Source organism: Mesorhizobium sp. P3_B5 (assembly GCF_056402815.1).
This window is the reverse complement of the sequence record NZ_JBFUGR010000006.1, coordinates 82,434-101,048: the sequence shown is the minus strand read 5'-3', so window position 1 is coordinate 101,048 and position 18,615 is coordinate 82,434. Positions and strand designations below refer to the sequence as shown.

Below are 18,615 nucleotides of genomic sequence, written 5' to 3'. Positions count from 1 at the left end.
CCATGGCCATCGGGTCATCCGGTTAACCGGGAATCATCCGGATAGGCGAGGTCGGACTGTGTGCCTACCTCAAACGTCTGAGGACCTTAGTGTCGCACGGGATGCTAGTCTCGCCAGGGCGCCGAAAGGACTGGGGGAGGTGGACATGGGCAAGCTCGAGTTCGGCACGGCGGCGGCGGCGGCGCCAAGACCTGCCGGGCGGTTGAATGGCCACCGCGCCGAGAAACCACTGGCGAGATCGCCTGCCGACGCTGCCCAATCCGCGATCGGGCATCCCGCCTGGGCGTGGTCGGACCGGGATGCGCCAAGACGACGCTGGACGATAAACGGAGACTTCACGACGCTTCGGCCGACCGGCGTTGCCCGCTACGCCCGCGAAGTGACCATGGCCCTCGACGCCCTCCTTTCGGAAGGGCATCCGCTCGGTCGCGACCTGGAGATCGATCTCGTGGTGCCGCGCCCGCTTTCGGAACCTTTCCGCCTCGATGCCATCCCCGTCCGGGTCGTTCCTGAATTCAGCAGGCCGCGACTGCCGCAATTCTGGGTGCAGGCGCAGTTGCCCTGGCACGTGCCGGGAGGATTGCTGAGCTTCTGCAACCTCGCTCCCGTCGTGCTGCGGCGCCAGATCGCATGCATCCACGATATGCACACCAGGCTGATGCCGTCGAGCTACGGGCTCGGTTTCCGCTGGGCGCATCGCCTGATCCTGCCGGCGCTCGGCAGGCGGGCTGCCCGCATCACCACCGTCTCGCAACTCTCGCGCGACCATCTGATAGATTTTGGCATCGCGCCGGACGAAAACATCGTCGTCACCTACAACGGCAGCGACCATGCGAAGAGGTGGGATGCGGCGAGATCGTCGCTGGCCGTCGACCGCGGCAGGCCGTACGTCCTCTGCCTTGGAAGGCGGGATCAGGAATACAAGAACATGGAGCTTCTCGCCAAGCTGGCCCCGCTTCTCGATGAGATGGGTCTCGATCTCTGGATGCCAGGCGATGTCGATGAGACCACGGTCCTGCGCTATGTCCCGGAAATGCCCGGCAACATCGTCCTGCTTGGCCGCATAGGGGACGACGACTTCAAGAAGGCGCTCGAAGGCGCCCTGTGCTTCCTGTTCCCGTCACGCATCGAGGGTTTTGGGCTTCCCGCCGTCGAAGCGATGGCATCCGGTTGCCCGGTGGTGGCCTCGACCTCGCCATGCCTTCCTGAAATCTGTGGGGATTCGGCTCTCTATGCCGATCCCGACGACGTCCAATCGTGGGCCGAGGCTGTCCGCCTGCTGATGCTCGCCCAAGACTTGCGGCAGCGGTTGATCACCAAGGGGCACGCGAGGGCGAGCAGTTATTCCTGGCGGTGGATCGCCTGGAAATACCTCGAACTCATGGTTCAGGTCGACGCCGATTTCGGCGAGTTCCGCGATTGACTGGCTGCCAGCCTGCGGATTGATCTCCAGGAGCGCACGGTGAACGAACAGACCGACCCGCACGACCTACTCGCCACGAGCCGACGGGCATCCGCCAACATGCTTCTTCTCGACAACTCTCTGTCGATCCTAAACAGGACCGGCGCCTACCACATTGCCAAGGATCTCACCCGGGAACTTGTCCCTGACCGGGCCAAGGTCCGTTACTGGCGGCTGGGTTCCTTCGCACCCGAAGGTCTTGCCCGCAAGATAGTCGCCAGGCTGATGATGCTGGAAATCAACTGGCTCCGGGACAGCGAAATCTTCCTGATCGGTGACAAAGTCGATGAGCGCGGCTTCCGGCTCTTCCTGGATCCGCTTTACGTCCTGAGGTCACGCCTGACAGAGAATGATATCGTCCTGTGCCATGATGTCGGTCCGCTGACGCATAGCGACCTCTACTGCGAACGGACTTGCGCCAACTACCACCTTGCTTACGAGAAAATCCGGCGCATCAAGCCTGGGGTCGTCTTCGTCAGCAATTTTTCTGCGAAGCAATTCAACTCTCTTTTTGGTTCCGGTTTCCGGTTCCTGGCAACAATCCCACTGTATTTGCGCACCGAACTGTTTGATGGCCCGGCCGAAACTGTCCCCGGCTTGAGCGGTCGGTATTTTCTTACCGTGGGGGCGTTCGAAACCCGCAAGAACCAGATCGCCGCCCTGAGGGCGTATAGGGACGGCGGATTCCAGCGTGAAGGCATAGAATACGTGTTGTGTGGGTCGCGTGGCGACGCACATGAAGAAATCGCGGAACTTGCTTCAACCATCGCCGGCGTAAGGCTCATGGGCTACGTGCCCGATGCACAGTTGCGCGGGCTCTATACAAACGCAGAGGCATTCGTGCTGCCAAGCCTTCTCGAGGGTTTCGGGATGCCGGCTCTGGAGGCCGCTTACATGGGTTTGCTGCCGATAGTGTCCGCGGACAGTGCGCTTGTAGAGGCGGTGGGAGGCCAATGCTTGGAGGTGCGGCCGAACCATCCCGCCGCGATCGCTGATGCGATGCGGAAGGCGCTTTCGCGAAGCTCTGCGGAGAAAGCCCGGACCAGCGGGTTGCTGCGCAACACGGCGGCGGCAGCAACCAAGGATCGGTTCCTGCAGCAATGGAAGGATCTCCTGGGCATGCACGCGGCTGGAAATACGCTACGCGATCTGCAAGCGGGACATCGAATACCCTAGGCCGAATGTTGTATCTGCCCAACCAATTTGCCGAAATGCGCAACTGGCCCGCCGCTCTATACTCGGCAGCACCGGTGCTGATGCCGTGTTGCGACGAACTCGCGCAGCGGTCAGGTCCCCTGCTGCTGGGGCGTAAGGAGATGAAGTGACCAGCGTCGATGTCGTCATTCCGTGCTACAACTACGCGCATTACCTGCCGCAATGCGTGAACAGCATTGTCGCCCAGGATGTCGACGATCTCAGGGTACTGATCATCGACAATGCCTCCAGCGACAACAGCATCGAAGTTGCGCGTCGGCTGGCCGAAAAGGACAGCAGGATCGAGGTCGTGTGCCACGAGACCAATCTTGGGCCTCACGCGTCTTTCAACGAGGGTATCGATCGGGCGCGAGCTGACTATTTCATGATCCTGTGTGCCGACGACATTCTTGTGCCCGGCGCGCTCCGCAGCGGTATTGAGGTTCTGGAACGCTGCCCGGAAGCGGCCTTCGTCCTCGGGGCCAGTTCGAAACCTTTCGTAGGTGACATACCACCGGAACTGGAGCCGCAGCCTGAGGGTGGGACGCTGTTGAGCGGACGCGACTATATAGGCCAATGCTGTGGTACTGCCGGAGAAAACTCTGGCGCGCATGCGATTCTCGTCCGTACACTCGTCCAGAAATCGGTCGGCCACTACCGCGCCAACCTGACACATATGGATGATCTGGAAATGGTCATGCGGCTTGCCTGCATGGGGGCCGTTGCAAAGCTGCGCGGAGCACTCGTGGCGCAGCGCATGCATGTCACGAACCAGCTGAGTGTACTATGGGATGATAAACTTAGGGACCTCCAGGAGCGCGAGGCGGCATTCAACAGCTTCTTTTGCCAGGAAGGCTGGGACATCGCCGGCGCGAAAGGTTTGCACCGCAGTGCCACGCGGCAGATCGCGGCGACGGCCTTCTGGTCGGCGGCATCGCATTTTTACAGGGGCAAGCTGTCTGCAGGGATCGGATTATTGAGGTACAGCCTCGGCTTGGACCCCACCTTGGCGATATTGCCTCCGGTCCATTACCTGTTCCGCACTCGGGGAGCCCTCAGCCGGATGGCTGCGGTCGTTTCGGGCGGGCCTCGATGAACACGGCGTTTGGCGCGCTTCACCGTTCGCGCTGAAGACCGGCAATCGGCGCTGTGCGTCCGGAATCGCAAATGGATTCGGTGAGGTTCGGTCAGAAGCTGAACCGCAGCGCGGCCGCGTGTCGGAAGATCCGCAGGGCGCCTAGCATTTCGTCCAGCAGCGGATGACGCGTGGCCACCAAGCCACATATCCATCCCGCTGCGGCAAGCGCACCGGCGAGGATGGCCTGGCCAAGTGAAAGCTGAAAGTCGAAGCCATTGGCCATCAGAACGGCGGCCGGGCCGACTATGCTCGCCGCAGCGACGGCAGCGCTCTTGCCCACCGCGGTCGCCAGTTCGCGCCATTTGATCGAAAGCCGTCGGCGCACGAAACTCAGAGTCACAAAAGCCTGGAACGGTATGATGAACATTAGGCTCAATGCGGCGCCATGCAGTCCGGCAGACAGGATAGCCACCGCCATGACTGCGATGGAGACGGGAACGACGATCAGCGTCCTCAGGAACATGTCCTTAATCGAGCCCATAGCGACCATCACCGGGTAGTTCAGTTCGAAGCTGAAGGAAAACAACGACGCGACGGCGATGATCTGCACCAGCAGGGCTGCCTCCCTCCACTGATGGCCGAGCAATATGTCAACAGCCGGATACGCGAGCGCGGCAAGCGCCAGCAGCACTGGCCAATGAAGGCAGGTGATCATTTCGAGCGCGCCCAAGTATGGTCGTTTCAGGTCGGTGCCTTCCCTCAGTGACTGTGAAAAGGCGGGAAGAACGACGGATATGGCCCCGCCGAGGATCAATTTGTCGGGTATCTGGCATACCGTGAGGCCACGGCTGAACAAGGCGGCCGCCCCTGGCGATATCATCCGGCCCAGCAGCAAGGGGGGGAGCGCCTCATATGCTTTCGACAGAAGCACCATCGCTCCGTTGTAGCCGCCAAAAGCGGTCATTCCGCGCCATTGGCTGATCGTCGGCTTGAACATCCACAAGTGTGGCCAAAGCACGAGGGCAAGAAGCGCTGTGACGACGCTGCATGCAAACCATGCCCAGGCAAAGCTCATGTAGCTGAATCCCGCCAGCGCCAGCACGACGGTCGCAATTCCTGCCGTCGCAGCTCCGGAAACGTTGATCAGGGCAACCTTGCCAAAAGCCATGTCGCGCCGCAACAGGGCGATCACCTGGATGGCCACCGTGTCGACAACCACGCAAACGGATACCACCCTTAGATAGGGAACCAACTCTTTTTCGCCGAAAGAGGACGCCAGTGCCGGGGCGGCTGCCACGAGGAGGACCGAGATCCCCAGCGAGACCGTGAGCATCAGACTGAATGCGCCGCGGATGTCTTTGCGGCTCAGGGAAGGATGCTGGATAATGAAGCTGGAACTGGCGAATTCGCGCGCGGACATCGCCATCCCAAGGATCGCCAGGCAGATTACCGAGACCCCGACTTCGCCAGGAGTCAGAATGCGGGAAACGGCGGCCATGGTGGCGAAATTGAAAGCGATTGTAAGGTAGCGTTCGCCTGAGCTCAGAAGAAGTGCGCGTCTGACAGTGTTCATGGCCATCCCGAATGTCGGCGGCGCCAGGACAGCGCTACCGGTCCCGCTAGGAGACTGGCAGAAAGACCACAGATAGCCTGACCGGAGTAGCGGCCAAAAGGGCGTAGGTCCGACGTTTGATTGAACCTGACGAACGCCAGGATGGCTGACCATCAACGCCCCGCGCGACAACCACCTCGGGCGGCAAATTGGAGAACAGGTCTTAGCTGTCCAGATCACGGTCTGCTTGACGACCAGCGGACCTCGTTTCTGGCATGGCTCGCCGGCGTTGCCTGCCCTCGACGCCCGCTCTGTCGCGGCCAACCACCATATCCTTACGACGTAGCAGGCCTCGCCGGAGTGATATGTTGTTTTGCAGCCGCGCCTAAGCCACTGACCTTGTTCTGGCATGCAGGGGGACGTGATGAACAGGCTGGATCGCGAGCTGTATGGGCTACAAATGCTTCGCGCCATTGCTGCCTTTGTTGTCATAGTTCGCCATACCCTCGAAATGTCATACGGATCGGCAGGGCGCTTCACTCCTTCCTGGATAGCCACGTCCGGCGGGGCTGGGGTCGATCTGTTCTTCGTGATCAGCGGCTTCATCATGGTCTATGTGAGCTTTCCACCCGGTCGCTCCCCCGATTCCCCGAAGGATTTCATCGTCAAGCGGGCAACGCGCATATTCCCGTTGTACTGGATATGCAGCGCCGGCATCATCGCAATATCGGCGGTCGGCTTTCTTAGAAATATGAATATCGACCTGTCCGTGATCGCGAATTCGATATTTTTGTTCCCCGGGGACAAGCTCGTCTTCGTTGCTTGGACGCTTTCCTACGAAATATACTTCTACCTCATATTTTCGATATTCCTTACGTTGGGCAAGATGCATTTCACTGCGATCGCAACCATCATCGCGATGGTTCTCGGTGTTGTGTTTGGACTACAAATTCAGAGTCGGGTGTTCGCGGATTTCGTCTCCAGCCCTCTCGTGCTGGAGTTCTGTTTCGGTATCGTTCTGGCATTGTTGTTTTCCGTTGGCGGAAAATGGAGGGTCCGGCCAATTGTCAGCATGCTCGGCTTTCTCGCGATCGCCGTGGCTTCGATCGGCGCGGTGCATCCCGAGGGTCTGTCTGAGGCTTCCCGGGTCATCTTCTGGGGTCTTCCGGCGACCCTGATCGTGGCGGCTTTTCTCAACGTCGGGCGGCCGCAATCCTGGGCAGGACGAGCAGCGGTGCTGCTTGGCGACGCATCCTACGCGCTATATCTCACTCACGTCTTCGTGATGCTGGCATATGGCTGGGTGATCAAGTCGACATTTGTTGGAGGCGTTTCGCAGGTTCCCTTCGTTCCTGCGGTCATATGCGTATGCATCATCATCGGTGTGCTCACCCACATCTTGCTGGAAAAACCAATTCTGGAATTCATCCGCAGGGCCATAAAACGCCAACGGAACCGGCGACCACTCGAGGTTGGCGGTTGACCAAGGTCGTCCAACCGGCGGCTGCCACAACGGCGCAGCCTCAGATTAGGGTTACGTCCGAAAGGGGTAGGGTGGGCAACCCATTCATCCGTATGGGCAAATTGCTACCCGTGATCGCAATCCCGACTATCCGGTCTGAATTTGCAATCGGGCAGGGAGGATCTTGCCATGTCCGTTCGTTTTGTGACCGCCGTGGCCTGCCTGCTGGCGACCGTTGCGCCTGCTTCTGCTGATCTCCTCTGGGGCGTCAACGGACATCCGATAACGGCCTACCCCGGCATTCCGGTCGAAAGGCAGCTCGACTTCCTCAAGGACCTCGGGCTCAATTCCTACCGGGTGAATGTTGCGGGCGAGGATAACGCCGATTCGCTTGCCACCCTGGTCGATGCCGGAAAGGCGAGAGGGATCGAAATTCTACCTGTGATCACCCCGGCGGGGATGGATCTGGACAAGGACAGTCCGCAGGAACTCTATGGCAAGAGCCGGAAATTGGCGATCGCTCTGGGAAAAAGGTTCAAGGACGACATCCGTGTTTGGGAACTCGGCAACGAGATGGAGACCTACGCCATCATCAAGCCCTGCGAGAAACGCGACGACGGTACCCAATATCCCTGTGCATGGGGGCCCGCAGGAGGAACGGGAGCGCTCGATTACTACGGTCCGCGCTGGGTGAAGGTGAGCGCCGTCCTCAGGGGTCTGTCAGAAGGCATGACAGAGGTCGATCCGGGCATCAGGAAGGCGATGGGCACCGCCGGTTGGGGGCACACCGGCGCCTTCGCGCGGATGAAGCAGGACGGGATCGTTTGGGACATCTCGGTCTGGCACATGTACGGTGACGACCCGGAATGGGCCTTCCGCGAGATCGCGGGCTACGGCAAGCCGATCTGGGTCACCGAATTCAACAATCCCTATGGAAGTCAGCGCAGCGAGCGGCAACAGGCCGACGGCATCAAGCAGACGATGACGCGACTGCGCGAGCTAAGCGAGAAGTACAAAGTCGAGGCCGCGCATATCTATGAGTTGCTCGACGAAACTTACTGGGCGCCAAGCTTCGAAGCCAAGATGGGATTGGTAAGGCTTACCGCGGCGTCCGATGGCAAATGGAGAGCCGACGAACCGAAGCCTGCCTACAGGACGGTCCGTGACCTGGTCCGTGGCCCGCAGCCGCCTCCCAAGCCGCTTCGGCAATGCGATCCCCAAACCACGGCTGCCGGCAAGTCGGTCTATGTCAGGCAAGCGAGCTTCGCCTACTGCCTCATCCTCGGCCATGAAGGCGACGCGGCCAGCGTCGAGCGCTGGTCGGCAGCGCTGGAAAGCGGCAACAGCAAGCTTGTCGACATGATCCTGGAAATGATGCGCACGGACGATTTCAAAGCGAAATACGCGACGATCGGACTGACCGATGGCACCTATGTCAATTTTCTTTTCCAGTTGCTCCTTGGCCGCAGCGCCGACGGTTACGGGATGGAGACGTATGTAGCTCAGTTGCGAGATGGATCCATGACGCGAGAGATGATCGCCTACGGCATTGTCACTTCGTCGGAGTTTAGCTCCCGATACACTTCGACCCGTGAAACATCTGCGGTGCCGGCCCCGGGCTAGCAGGAGACCGGCTGGAAGTTGGACATCATGGTAACGCGTCTCGCCTCCATGCTCATCGCCATCATCGCATTCGCGGTCATGTCGACCGCGGGTTCGGCATGCGAGGGCATCGGCAGGACGCAGTTCCCGCTCAGGGTCGAGCCTGGAAAGGCCTATCCGGTCGACCGCGATGGTCGTCCGTTCTTCATGCAAGGCGACTCGGCCTGGTCGCTCATCGCCGATCTGACGGATGAGGAAGCCTCCCTTTATCTCGAGGACCGCAAGGTGCGCGGGTTCAATACGATACTGGTCAACCTTCTCGAGCACCGCTTCTCCCGCAATGCGCCGGCAAACGTCTATGGCGAAAGGCCGTTCGCGGAAGGCGGAGATTTCGTCGCTCCGACCGAGGCCTATTTCGCTCATGCCGACCGCGTCCTGCAGAAAGCATGCGATCTCGGCTTCCTGGTGCTGCTGGTTCCGGCATATCTCGGATATGGCGGCGATGCTGACGGCTGGTATCAGGAAATGGCGGCTGCAGGGCGGGCAAGCCTCGCCGCCTACGGCCATTTTGTCGGCAGCCGTTACCGGCGTTTCGACAACATCATGTGGGTCAATGGCGGCGACTACGATCCTCCGGACAAGGAACTGGTCCGCGCCGTCGCCCAAGGCGTCATGAAAGAGGATCCGGATGCTCTCAGCACGGTCCACGGCGCCCCTGAAACGGCTCCCCTGGAATTCTGGGGGCACGAGCCCTGGCTGAGGTTGAACAACGTCTACACGTACGGCCCCGTCTATGCGGCAGCGATCAGGGAGCATGATGCCGGCAGGGGCATGCCCTTCTTCCTGATGGAGAGCGCCTACGAGTTCGAACATGATGCCGACCAGGTCCAGGTTCGCGTCCAGGCCTACCAGGCAATCCTCTCCGGTGCTTTCGGGCACCTCTACGGCAATAACCCGATCTGGCATTTCGGCGGCCCGGGCCTTTGGTCTGGAGACTTGACCTGGCAAAAGGCCCTCGACAGTCCCGGTGCACGGAGCATGCAGATCCTGCATGAATATTTCTCGTCCATCAGATGGTGGGACCTGGAACCCGACACCTGGGACGATCTGTTGATCGCAGGGCAGGGCAGCTACCACGCCCGCACGCTGGCAGCGCGGACGAGAGATGGCTCGCTCGCGCTTGTCTATCTGACCGCTGGAAGGGGCGTCACCCTCGATCTCGCAAAGCTCGCCGGTCCGCAGGTCTCGGCTCGCTGGGTCGATCCCTCCAGCGGAGGGAGCGAAACAGTGCCCGGATCGCCATTTTCCGCTCAGGCCCGGTACTTCGATGCGCCAAAAGGCAATCACGCCGACTGGCTGCTGGAGCTCCGCTCGCCGCCGGTGCAAAGCCAATGACCGCCACCAATGACGCCGACCGCTTTGACCGCCTCGTGATCGCCGACGCAACCAGGCCGGCGTGTCACTACATGATCGGCCACGGCACCGGCCTGCGCGGGAAGCGTCAAAGAATAGTCCTGTTCGGACTTTTCGGCTGCGGCAATCTCGGCAATGAAGGCTCGCTCGAGGCTATGCTCGGGTTCCTCAAGCGGGAACGGCCGGAGGCGGAACTTTCATGTATCTGCCGGGATCCTGAGATCGTCAAAGCGACGTTCGGGATCGATACCTTGCCGATACGCCGGAACGGTCCGGCAAGCGGGCTGTCCGGAAGACTAAACCGGCTGTTCCTGAAGATTCCGGGAAAGCTAGCTGATTTCGTGCGAGCGTTCAGGCACATTCGCCAGGCGGATGTGATGATTTTTCCGGGCACCGGAATTCTGGATGATTTCGGCGAAAGGCCCGCGGGAATGCCCTATGACATCCTGAAATGGTGCCTGGCTGCCCGGCTTGCCGGCACACGCGTTGCCTTCGTCAGCATTGGAGCAGGCCCAATCAGGAACCGCCTCAGCCGCTTCCTGATGGTTTCGGCGGCCCGGCTTGCCCACTACAGGTCCTATCGGGACCCCCAGTCCAGGCAGTTCATGGAGAGTGCCGGCTTCGATACTCGTAGCGATGCGATCTATCCGGACCTGGCCTTTGGGCTGCCCGCACCAGTTCCTGTTCCCCGGACAGTTTCGAAGGCGGTGAGGGTGGGGGTCGGCGTCATGGCCTATCGCGGCTGGTATGGTTTTGCCGAAGGTGGCCAGTCGATCTTTTCGCGCTACATCGGCAAGCTGGCAATTTTCGTCGTCCACCTGCTGGACAGCGGGCATGACGTCCGGCTTCTTACCGGCGATGACGAAGACAGCATCGCCGTCGATGCCGTCATGGCGGCCGTGAGGAGCCAAAGGCCCGACTCGAGGCTGGCGCATAGACAGGTCCATTCGCTCGGCGACGTGATGGAGCAGATGGCGCACACCGACGTGGTCGTGGCCACGCGCTTCCACAACATCGTCTGTGCACTGAAGATGCGCAGGCCGACCATCTCGCTTGGCTACGCCAGCAAGAACGACGTGCTTATGGATCAAATGGGATTGGGCGCGTACTGCCAGAGTGTCGAAACATTGGATGTCGACAGGCTCATCGCGCAGTTCTCGCAGTTGGCGGCAGACCTTGAAAAGTTTGAAAAGGCGATAGGTGAGCGGCTCGCCGATTTCGGGAGCCAGATAGAAGGGCAGGAACATCGCCTTCTCTCCAGTGTGGTTTGCTGAGGTATGCCGTGCGGCAAGTGGGACAAGTAATCGACGACGACTCTGGGGCAATTCCAGCAACAGCGCGTAGCGGTTTTCCGTCCGGAATTGCGCCAAAACAAAGAGTTAGGGCGGTTTCGGCGCTTCCATGAAACGGTGAAACGCTCAAGGTCCTACAGAGGTTTGGCAATGCGATCGGCTGTTGGCCAACATGCGCAGGAACGCCCGAATTCGGCCTTGACGGGCTTTCCTTGTAACGGAAATTTCAACACCTGGCGGTATCAATCGGCAATGCGAAATAGTATCGCTTTGTGGATTCAACCAGATAGCTGTGCGGCATCGACTCCTGTGGCGAAATCTGCGCGGCCCAACCTCCAGCCAAATCACGACGCAGGTACCGGGCTCGCCCCCGCGCCCTCATCGCCACGGCCTGCGCTGTTCGACATCGGGCTGCTGTTGGGAAGATCCCTCGAATGTGTCTATGGCAGATTCTCGAAGTGGTAAAGTGCTATGAGTGCCGCGACTAAGAGAAGATTATCACTTGTCAGATCTTCGTTCATACTGGTGATAGTAACCGCCATAGCTTTCGGAATTGTACTATACGACAATCTGCGGGAATATTCGGGAGAGGTGAGCAGTACGAAGTTTTGGCATTCCCTGACCTGGCGGGTTGAGCTTTACGGCCGAAAGGCTTTCGGGGGTGTCGCGGATCTGTCTTGGTCCGAGCTCCTGCGCATGACGAACCCCTCGAGCGGGTTCACCCTGACACCAGCGGTGACGGAGGCGCGCTCGCTGGATGCGGCGATCATCAATCCCTTTGTCAGCGCCGAGGACCGGGCCGCCGGCGCCGGAATATTTCGCAGCAAATGCGCGGCCTGCCACGACGGATCGGGCACACACGCTCCGCTTCTCGACCGCTCGCTCAGGCACGGCGACAGCGATTTTGCCATTTACAAGGTCGTGCGGGACGGAGTTCCGAACACCCCCATGACTTCTCACGCGGATCTTTCGTTCGACGACCGCTGGAGAGTTGTCAGCTACATCCGATCGCTCCAGGCCGAGCATGTGGCCAAGAGCAACGACAATGCGCCTCGCCTCGACATCCGCGTGAAGAGCGACGACCTGCTCGCTGCGAATTCGGGCCAATGGTTGACCTACTCGGGATCATTGGATGGTTGGCGCTATTCGCCGCTTACCGAAATCACAAAGGAGAACGTCTCACGGCTTCACTTCCGCTGGATAGGCCAGTTCGATACCAATGACCTGATTTTGGAGGCAACGCCCCTCGTCATCGGCGGAACGCTCTTCACCAGCGAGCCGCCGGCCAGCATCGTTGCCTTCGACGCCAATGCGGGCAAGGTGATCTGGAAGTACGACAGGCCTGTCGCCGATAACCTGCCGATGTGCTGTGGCCGGATAAACCGGGGGCTTGCCGTTCTTGGCCACACGCTCTTCATGGGTACGTTGGACGGCGTTCTGGTCGCCGTCGATGCCAATACCGGGAAGGAAACCTGGGAAACCGAGGTTGCCAAGCCCTCCGAAGGCTTCACGATGACCGGGGCGCCTCTGGTCGTGAACAACGCCGTCGTGGTCGGCGTCGCCGGCGGCGAATACGGCATTCGCGGATTTCTGGCCGCTTATGATCCCGCGAGCGGCAAGCAGTTGTGGAAGTTCTATACCATCCCCGGTCCCGGCGAGCAGGGGCACGAGACGTGGGAGAGCGACGCCTGGAGAACCGGTGGTGGTCCGACATGGGTGACGGGCAGCTATGACCCCACGCTCGATCTGCTTTACTGGGGCGTGGGCAACCCGGCTCCTGACTATGCCGGTGACACACGGCCAGGCGACAACTTGTTCACCGACAGCGTGATCGCGCTGCATGCGAGCACCGGGAAACTCGCCTGGCACTTCCAGTTCATGCCGCATGACGAGCACGATTGGGACTCGAACCAGACGCCGATCCTCGCCAACCTCACCCTCAACGGCGTCAGCCGCAAGGTGATTTGTTGGGCAAACAGGAATGGATTCTACTATGTGCTCGACCGGGCTACGGGCGAGTTCCTGACCGGCGTGAACTTTGTCGAGCAGAATTGGGCAAACGGCCTTGATGCCAAGGGTCGGCCGATCCCTTCCGCGAATGTTTCGACGGCGGGGCGCCTGATAAAACCAGGAGGAGGCGGAACGAACTGGCAAAATCCGGCCTTCGACCAAAGCCTAGGGCTGGTCTTCGTGCCAACGACCGAGGGGGCGTCGGTTTTTTCAAAGACCGATGATGATCATGTCGAGCGAGGCCAGGGAGGACTGTTTGTCGGCAGCGGAGCCCAGTGGGTCGCTCCGCCCTTGCGGGCCGTGCGAGCGCTCGATGCCGCCACCGGTGAGAGGCGCTGGGAGTTCCACTCGCCCTCCGCAAAGGACTCAGGCTATAGTGGCCTGCTCGCGACGGCTGGCGGGTTGGTGTTCGGCGCCTCCGGCGGAGTCTTGTTCGCACTCGATTCAGCGACAGGCCGTGAGCTTTGGCGCGTGCCGCTTGGCGGAGAAACGAGAGCGGCTCCGATCTCGTTTATCGTGGACGGTCGGCAGGTCATCGCGATCGAAGCCGGTCGGGCACTGTTTGTCTTCGGACTATAGGACACCGCCTTGGGCGAGAAGACTGAGGTTGTTGCATTGCGTGGAGCGGGTCGATGACCGACGCGTGATCAGCGGGATCTCGATTCAGACCAAAGTAGTGCCCTTGGCGGACGGCAGCGGATCTGTGCGGAACCGCGGCGGCCCGTGTTGGTGGCGGCGGGTGAAGCGGCTTTCGAAATAGCGGAACGAAAGCTCGGCGGTGGTCAATGTCAGCATGTAAGAGGCGAGAAAGCGAGTGATTTTCCATCCGATGGACCAATTTTCCGGCGGCAGCTGGAAAAATGCCGACATGAGAAGGATGGAGACCGTTATCGCGAGCGGATGGTAGACATAAGCCCCGTAGGAGATTTCTCCGATGCGCTGCAGTAGCCGCGACCTGACAAACCAATCGATCAACGGGTCCCTAGTGGCCGCCAGCGCAACCGACCCGCCGGCGGCCGCCGCCATGGCGGTATAGAGGAAGACCTGGCGATACTGACCCCAGAGGATACCGGATAGAACGTTGCGGAACACGTCCAGGCCTCGATCGCCTGCAGCATAGTTCAGGCCGATATAGACAAAAGCGTAGATCGCAAGCGTGACGCCGCCTGCAACGGCAAGCGGGCGTGCGATTCTGCCGAGAACCCCCCGTTGGTTCGCCAAGGCCAGCAGCGCGCCCGTCGCGAACGAATCGGTATGCAGGAAAGAACCCGAATAGATTGCGTAGGCGCTGGCTTCGCTGTCCCATCCAAGGTGGGCCACCAGGAAAGAAGCCGCCAGGCGCAGCACAGGGGAAGCGAGAAGCGCGACCAGCAAGAGAACTACCACAGTGCGGCGGGACGCCAGGAACCAAAGCAACCCGTAGACGGCATAAAACTGCATCTCGATTGAAATCGTCCACAAATGCCCTACTGGCCACGATGGAAGCTCGCCGCGTCCGAGCACCATGGCGACATTGTTGATGAAGCCCAGCAGCGACCCCACGGCAACAATATCTGTGCCGGCTCCGGTGGCGAGGCAAACCAGCACGCCCAAGCCGACATAGGCATAGTAGACCGGTACGATCCGGAGGGCTCTGCGGCGGAAAAATCTTGCCAGACCCCGTCTTGCAGGCAAATCAGACTGTCGGCCAAGCAACGCAACGGTCACGACGTAACCAGAGATGACGAAAAACAACCAGACCCCGGTCCACCCGAAGGGCAGGAGGCCGTTGTGCTGGGCCACCACGGCGGTCATTGCGAAACATCTCAGCGCGTCGATTGATCCGATGCGGTTGCTACTGTCTTGAAGCGTTGCGGAACGTGAGACCATCCATGTTCCCATGCCGCGACGTCCCTTAGCGGGAAACCGCCCGGCTCAGCGATCGTTTCGGTAGGCCGATCAACTTTGCGATTATCTTTCCACATGCGCGGCGCGATTTCTTTTCAGTCTTTCGGTTAAGAAGGCCACGCGGCTGCTCGCCGGGCAGCCGAAAGAAGTAGGACCGTGGATATCGCCGTGGCAGTTGCAAGCCACATCTGCATCGGATGGACTTCCCTCTCGGATCGGGAAGGGCCGATGATTAGGCTGATAGAAGCTCGCAATACGGCGACCGTCCTCTAATCCTCCGAAAGGATTAGGCGCGCACCACCCGAAAGAGGTAGCCGGCGGCGAAGCTTCGTCCAACGGGGCATCCTGATCGCCCATTAGCGTTCTCCCTCACTGTTTTCAGCCCAAGTAGCCTCTGCGCGATCATATCCGCTCGACAAAAAGGTGTGCGATGAAAGTCATGGTAACCGGCCATCAAGGCTATATCGGCTCGGTAATGGTGCCGATGCTGCTCAGCGCGGGGCACTCGGTGACGGGTTACGACAGCGATCTGTACCGGCGCTGCACCTTTGCTTCGGGCGGGGAGCAGGCTTCCGTTCCGTCCATCCTGAAGGACGTCAGGGATGTGGATGCGCGCGACCTCGAAGGGTTCGATGCCGTCATCCACCTGGCGGCTCTTTCTAACGATCCACTGTCCGATCTGGATCCGGGCATCACCTACGAGATCAACCACAGGGGCACCGTCCGTTTCGCAAAGGCGGCCAAGGAGGCCGGCGTGTCGCGCTTCCTGCTTGCGTCATCGTGCAGCAACTACGGACAGGCGGGCGACGGAATGGTCGACGAAACGGCCGTGCTGAACCCGGTTACGGCCTATGGCTGGTCCAAGGTGCTTTCGGAACGGGATATTTCAGAACTGGCCGACAGCAGCTTCTCTCCCACCTATTTCCGGCCCGCCACGGCCTACGGCCTGTCGCCCCGGCTCCGCTTCGACATCGTGCTGAACAATCTGGTCGCCTGGGCCATCACCAAAGGCGTGATCCTCCTGAAGTCCGACGGGACACCGTGGCGGCCGATCGTCCACATCGAGGACATTTCAAGGGCGTTCATCGCCGGACTGGAAGCGCCGCGCGAGATCATCCACAACGAGGCCTTCAATGTCGGACGGACGGACCACAACTACAGGATCCGCGACATAGCCGAGATTGTCGCCGAAGTCGTGCCGGGCTGCCGGCTTGAATTCGCGGCGGATGCTGGGCCCGACAAGCGGTCCTACCGTGTCAACTTCGACAAGATCGCGCGCGCTCTTCCTGCCTTCAAGCCGCAATGGGATGCGCGCAGGGGCGCCGAGCAACTTTACCAGGCCTATAGCAAGTCGAATGTCACTCTCGACGAATTCGAGGGGCCGCGCTTCCAGCGCATTGGTCACATCCGGTACCTTCTGGCCAACGGACTTCTCGACCAGCGGATGCGGGTCACCGAACCTCGGCGAAGGCTGGCGGCGGCGGGTTAGCCGGAATGGAACATTTGAACCCCGACAGACTGGGCCTGCCGCCGTTTTCCACCGGCGTCGGCCAGGAAATCTATGCCTTGGCGGAACGTCTCTTTCCGATTTGCAGGAGCATCACCGGAGACGGTGTGCGACGAACGCTGGATATGCTGTCGGAGCACGTTGACCTGGAACGGCATGAGGTGCCCACCGGGACGCAACTGTTCGACTGGACTGTCCCACAGGAGTGGAGCATCCGCTCGGCGAGCATTACGGGCCCGGACGGGCAAACGGTCGTGGACTTTGCCGACTCCAATCTGCACGTCGTCAACTACAGCATGCCCGTCAAGGGGACCCTGCCGCTCGACGAATTGAGGCGGCATATTCATACATTGCCCGAACAGCCGGACTTGATCCCCTACCGCACCTCCTACTTCGCCCCGACATGGGGCTTCTGCGTAGCCCACGACCGTGTGGCCAAGATGCCCGAGGGTCTCTACCGGGTGGAGATCGATGCCGAACTCGAGGACGGAAGCCTCACCTACGGCGAATATCTGCACCGCGGGCAGACGGAGCGGGAATTCCTGCTTTCGGCACACATCTGCCATCCGTCGCTGGCCAACGACAACTGTTCAGGCCTGGCCCTGCTGGCGACCCTTGCGCGGAGCCTGAAGGCAAGGAAAACACGATACAGCTACCGCTTCCTGTTCGCTCCGGGCACGATCGGCGCGCTCGCGTGGCTGTCCCGCAACGAAGACCGGACACATCTCATCGACCACGGTCTGGTGCTTTCATGCCTAGGTGATGCAGGACGCCCGGCATACAAGCGCAGCCGCCGCGGCGACGCCTTCATCGACCGCGCCATGGCCCATGTGCTCGGACGTGAAGCCGGGGCAAAGCTGATGGATTTCTCCCCTTACGGCTATGACGAGAGGCAATATTGTTCGCCCGGCTTCAATCTTCCGGTCGGCATGTTCCAGCGGAGCGTGCACGGCACTTTCCCCGAATACCACACGTCTGCCGACAATCTCGACTTCATCAAGCCGGAGCACCTGGAGGATTCCTTCCGCATTCTGACGGATGTGATCGACATCGTCGAAGAGGACTGGACGCCGTTGAACCTCTTTCCCAAGGGCGAACCACAACTCGGCAAGCGCGGCCTCTACGCCGCGCTGGGAGGGCAGAAATCTTCGGGCGCCACCTCGATGTCCCTGCTCTGGGTGTTAAATCTCGCCGACGGGCAGCATTCGCTTCTGGCGATGGCGGAACGCTCGGGCCTGCCATTCAGGGAACTGGCCGCCGCGGCGAAACTCTTGTCGGATCACGGGATACTGGGCGCGGCTTCATAAGGCCCCGGCGGCAGTCCGCTGCTTGAGCAGCGGCCACGTCCTGTCCCTTTCCGACATCGCCGTCGGCATCAAAGGCCAGGCTATCGAAAAGGCAGGGTCGTTGTAGCGGACGCCCGTCGATGCGTGAGGCGTATAGAACTGCGATATGAGGTATGAGACCTCGGCATCATCCGTCAGGGTCTGGAGCCCGTGGGCGAAGCCGGCAGGGATGTAGACCTGTTTCATGTTTTCGGGCGTCAGCTCGAAGGCCAGCCAGTTGTATCGTGTCGGTGAGTTCGGGCGCAGGTCAACGACAACATCGAAAATCGCGCCGCGGACACAGGAGACGACCTTCACCTCGGTGTACGGATCCTCCTGATAGTGCAGCCCCCGGAGGGTTCCCTTTCTGACCGAACGTGCCCGGCTGTGCTGGACAAAGCGTGTCGCCAGCCCGCAATCGGCCATCTCTTTTTCGCAGAAGAGGCGGGTGAAGGAACCGCGGTCGTCAATCACCGGCGTCGGCTCGATCAGCCAGACACCCTTCAGCTCAGTCTCGGTAAACTGCATCGCCCTAACCCCCAATGGCCGGGCAAGGACCGGCAGTCCGATTGTCGGCACGGCGTGCCCGGCTGGAAGAGCTACCTAAGCCTTAGAGGGCCTCTCCGATCGCGGTATGCCGGGCCGGCCGTACTACCCGTTCGGTGGTCCTGACGGCGGCCAATGCGCCCGCCGTTTCGCTATAAGGATTAAGGCTCCCAACGGATTGGCAAATCGAACCCTTGGGCGCTCCGTCCTAACCTGCGACGCAAAAGAAGCACTCACCAAGAGCACTCTCCCAAAAGAGAGCCTTCCTACGGAGGCGCGGCGGGC

13 protein-coding genes are annotated in these 18,615 nt (G+C 60.6%); 10 read left to right on the top strand and 3 right to left on the bottom strand.

Features of this window, described 5'->3' with window-relative positions; translation table 11 throughout:
* Positions 1–145: 145 nt before the first annotated feature.
* From AC1DVW_RS17055 to AC1DVW_RS17045, 3 genes are all read left to right on the top strand, one after another.
* Complete coding sequence (locus AC1DVW_RS17055; protein ID WP_477324523.1) at positions 146–1,423, top strand: glycosyltransferase family 4 protein; 1,278 nt, start codon at positions 146–148, stop codon at positions 1,421–1,423.
* A 39-nt stretch (positions 1,424–1,462) separates the two neighbouring features.
* Entirely contained in the window at positions 1,463–2,638 is a 1,176-nt protein-coding gene (locus AC1DVW_RS17050; RefSeq protein WP_477324521.1) for a glycosyltransferase, read from the top strand.
* Positions 2,639–2,783: 145 nt separating this feature from the next.
* Positions 2,784–3,752, top strand: a complete 969-nt coding sequence (locus tag AC1DVW_RS17045) for a glycosyltransferase family 2 protein (RefSeq protein WP_477269894.1) — start codon at positions 2,784–2,786, stop codon at positions 3,750–3,752.
* Between the two features lie 91 nt (positions 3,753–3,843).
* Here the strand turns inward: AC1DVW_RS17045 and AC1DVW_RS17040 are convergent, their stop codons facing one another.
* Entirely contained in the window at positions 3,844–5,307 is a 1,464-nt protein-coding gene (locus tag AC1DVW_RS17040; RefSeq protein ID WP_477324519.1) for an oligosaccharide flippase family protein, read from the bottom strand.
* Between the two features lie 403 nt (positions 5,308–5,710).
* Between AC1DVW_RS17040 and AC1DVW_RS17035 the strand changes: the two genes are divergently transcribed.
* The 5 genes from AC1DVW_RS17035 to AC1DVW_RS17015 all read left to right on the top strand — a co-directional run bounded on the left by AC1DVW_RS17035 (position 5,711) and on the right by AC1DVW_RS17015 (position 13,644).
* Complete coding sequence (locus tag AC1DVW_RS17035; protein ID WP_477324517.1) at positions 5,711–6,769, top strand: acyltransferase family protein; 1,059 nt, start codon at positions 5,711–5,713, stop codon at positions 6,767–6,769.
* Positions 6,770–6,937: 168 nt separating this feature from the next.
* The gene (locus AC1DVW_RS17030; protein WP_477324515.1) at positions 6,938–8,371 is read left to right on the top strand and encodes a DUF4214 domain-containing protein; all 1,434 of its coding nucleotides are present in this window, start codon (positions 6,938–6,940) and stop codon (positions 8,369–8,371) included.
* 27 nt (positions 8,372–8,398) lie between these two features.
* Complete coding sequence (locus AC1DVW_RS17025) at positions 8,399–9,745, top strand: glycoside hydrolase family 140 protein (protein WP_477324513.1); 1,347 nt, start codon at positions 8,399–8,401, stop codon at positions 9,743–9,745.
* On the top strand, positions 9,742–11,037 hold the full coding sequence (locus AC1DVW_RS17020) for a polysaccharide pyruvyl transferase family protein (protein WP_477269885.1): 1,296 nt from the start codon (positions 9,742–9,744) through the stop codon (positions 11,035–11,037). The genes AC1DVW_RS17025 and AC1DVW_RS17020 overlap by 4 nt, the downstream gene beginning before the upstream one ends.
* A gap of 714 nt (positions 11,038–11,751) precedes the next feature.
* Positions 11,752–13,644, top strand: a complete 1,893-nt coding sequence (locus tag AC1DVW_RS17015) for an outer membrane protein assembly factor BamB family protein (protein ID WP_477269884.1) — start codon at positions 11,752–11,754, stop codon at positions 13,642–13,644.
* A gap of 84 nt (positions 13,645–13,728) precedes the next feature.
* On the opposite strand, the gene AC1DVW_RS17010 is transcribed toward AC1DVW_RS17015, so the two are convergent.
* Entirely contained in the window at positions 13,729–14,934 is a 1,206-nt protein-coding gene (locus AC1DVW_RS17010; protein WP_477324511.1) for an acyltransferase family protein, read from the bottom strand.
* A gap of 448 nt (positions 14,935–15,382) precedes the next feature.
* On the opposite strand from AC1DVW_RS17010, the gene AC1DVW_RS17005 reads away from it, so the two are divergent.
* Positions 15,383–16,441, top strand: coding sequence for an NAD-dependent epimerase/dehydratase family protein (locus tag AC1DVW_RS17005; protein ID WP_477324509.1), 1,059 nt, complete (start codon positions 15,383–15,385; stop codon positions 16,439–16,441).
* Positions 16,442–16,446: 5 nt separating this feature from the next.
* Positions 16,447–17,766, top strand: coding sequence for a DUF4910 domain-containing protein (locus AC1DVW_RS17000; RefSeq protein WP_477324507.1), 1,320 nt, complete (start codon positions 16,447–16,449; stop codon positions 17,764–17,766).
* Here AC1DVW_RS17000 and rfbC read toward each other — a convergent pair.
* On the bottom strand, positions 17,761–18,312 hold the full coding sequence (gene rfbC, locus AC1DVW_RS16995) for a dTDP-4-dehydrorhamnose 3,5-epimerase (protein ID WP_477324506.1): 552 nt from the start codon (positions 18,310–18,312) through the stop codon (positions 17,761–17,763). The two genes, AC1DVW_RS17000 and rfbC, sit on opposite strands and share 6 nt — an antisense overlap.
* Positions 18,313–18,615: the final 303 nt, after the last annotated feature.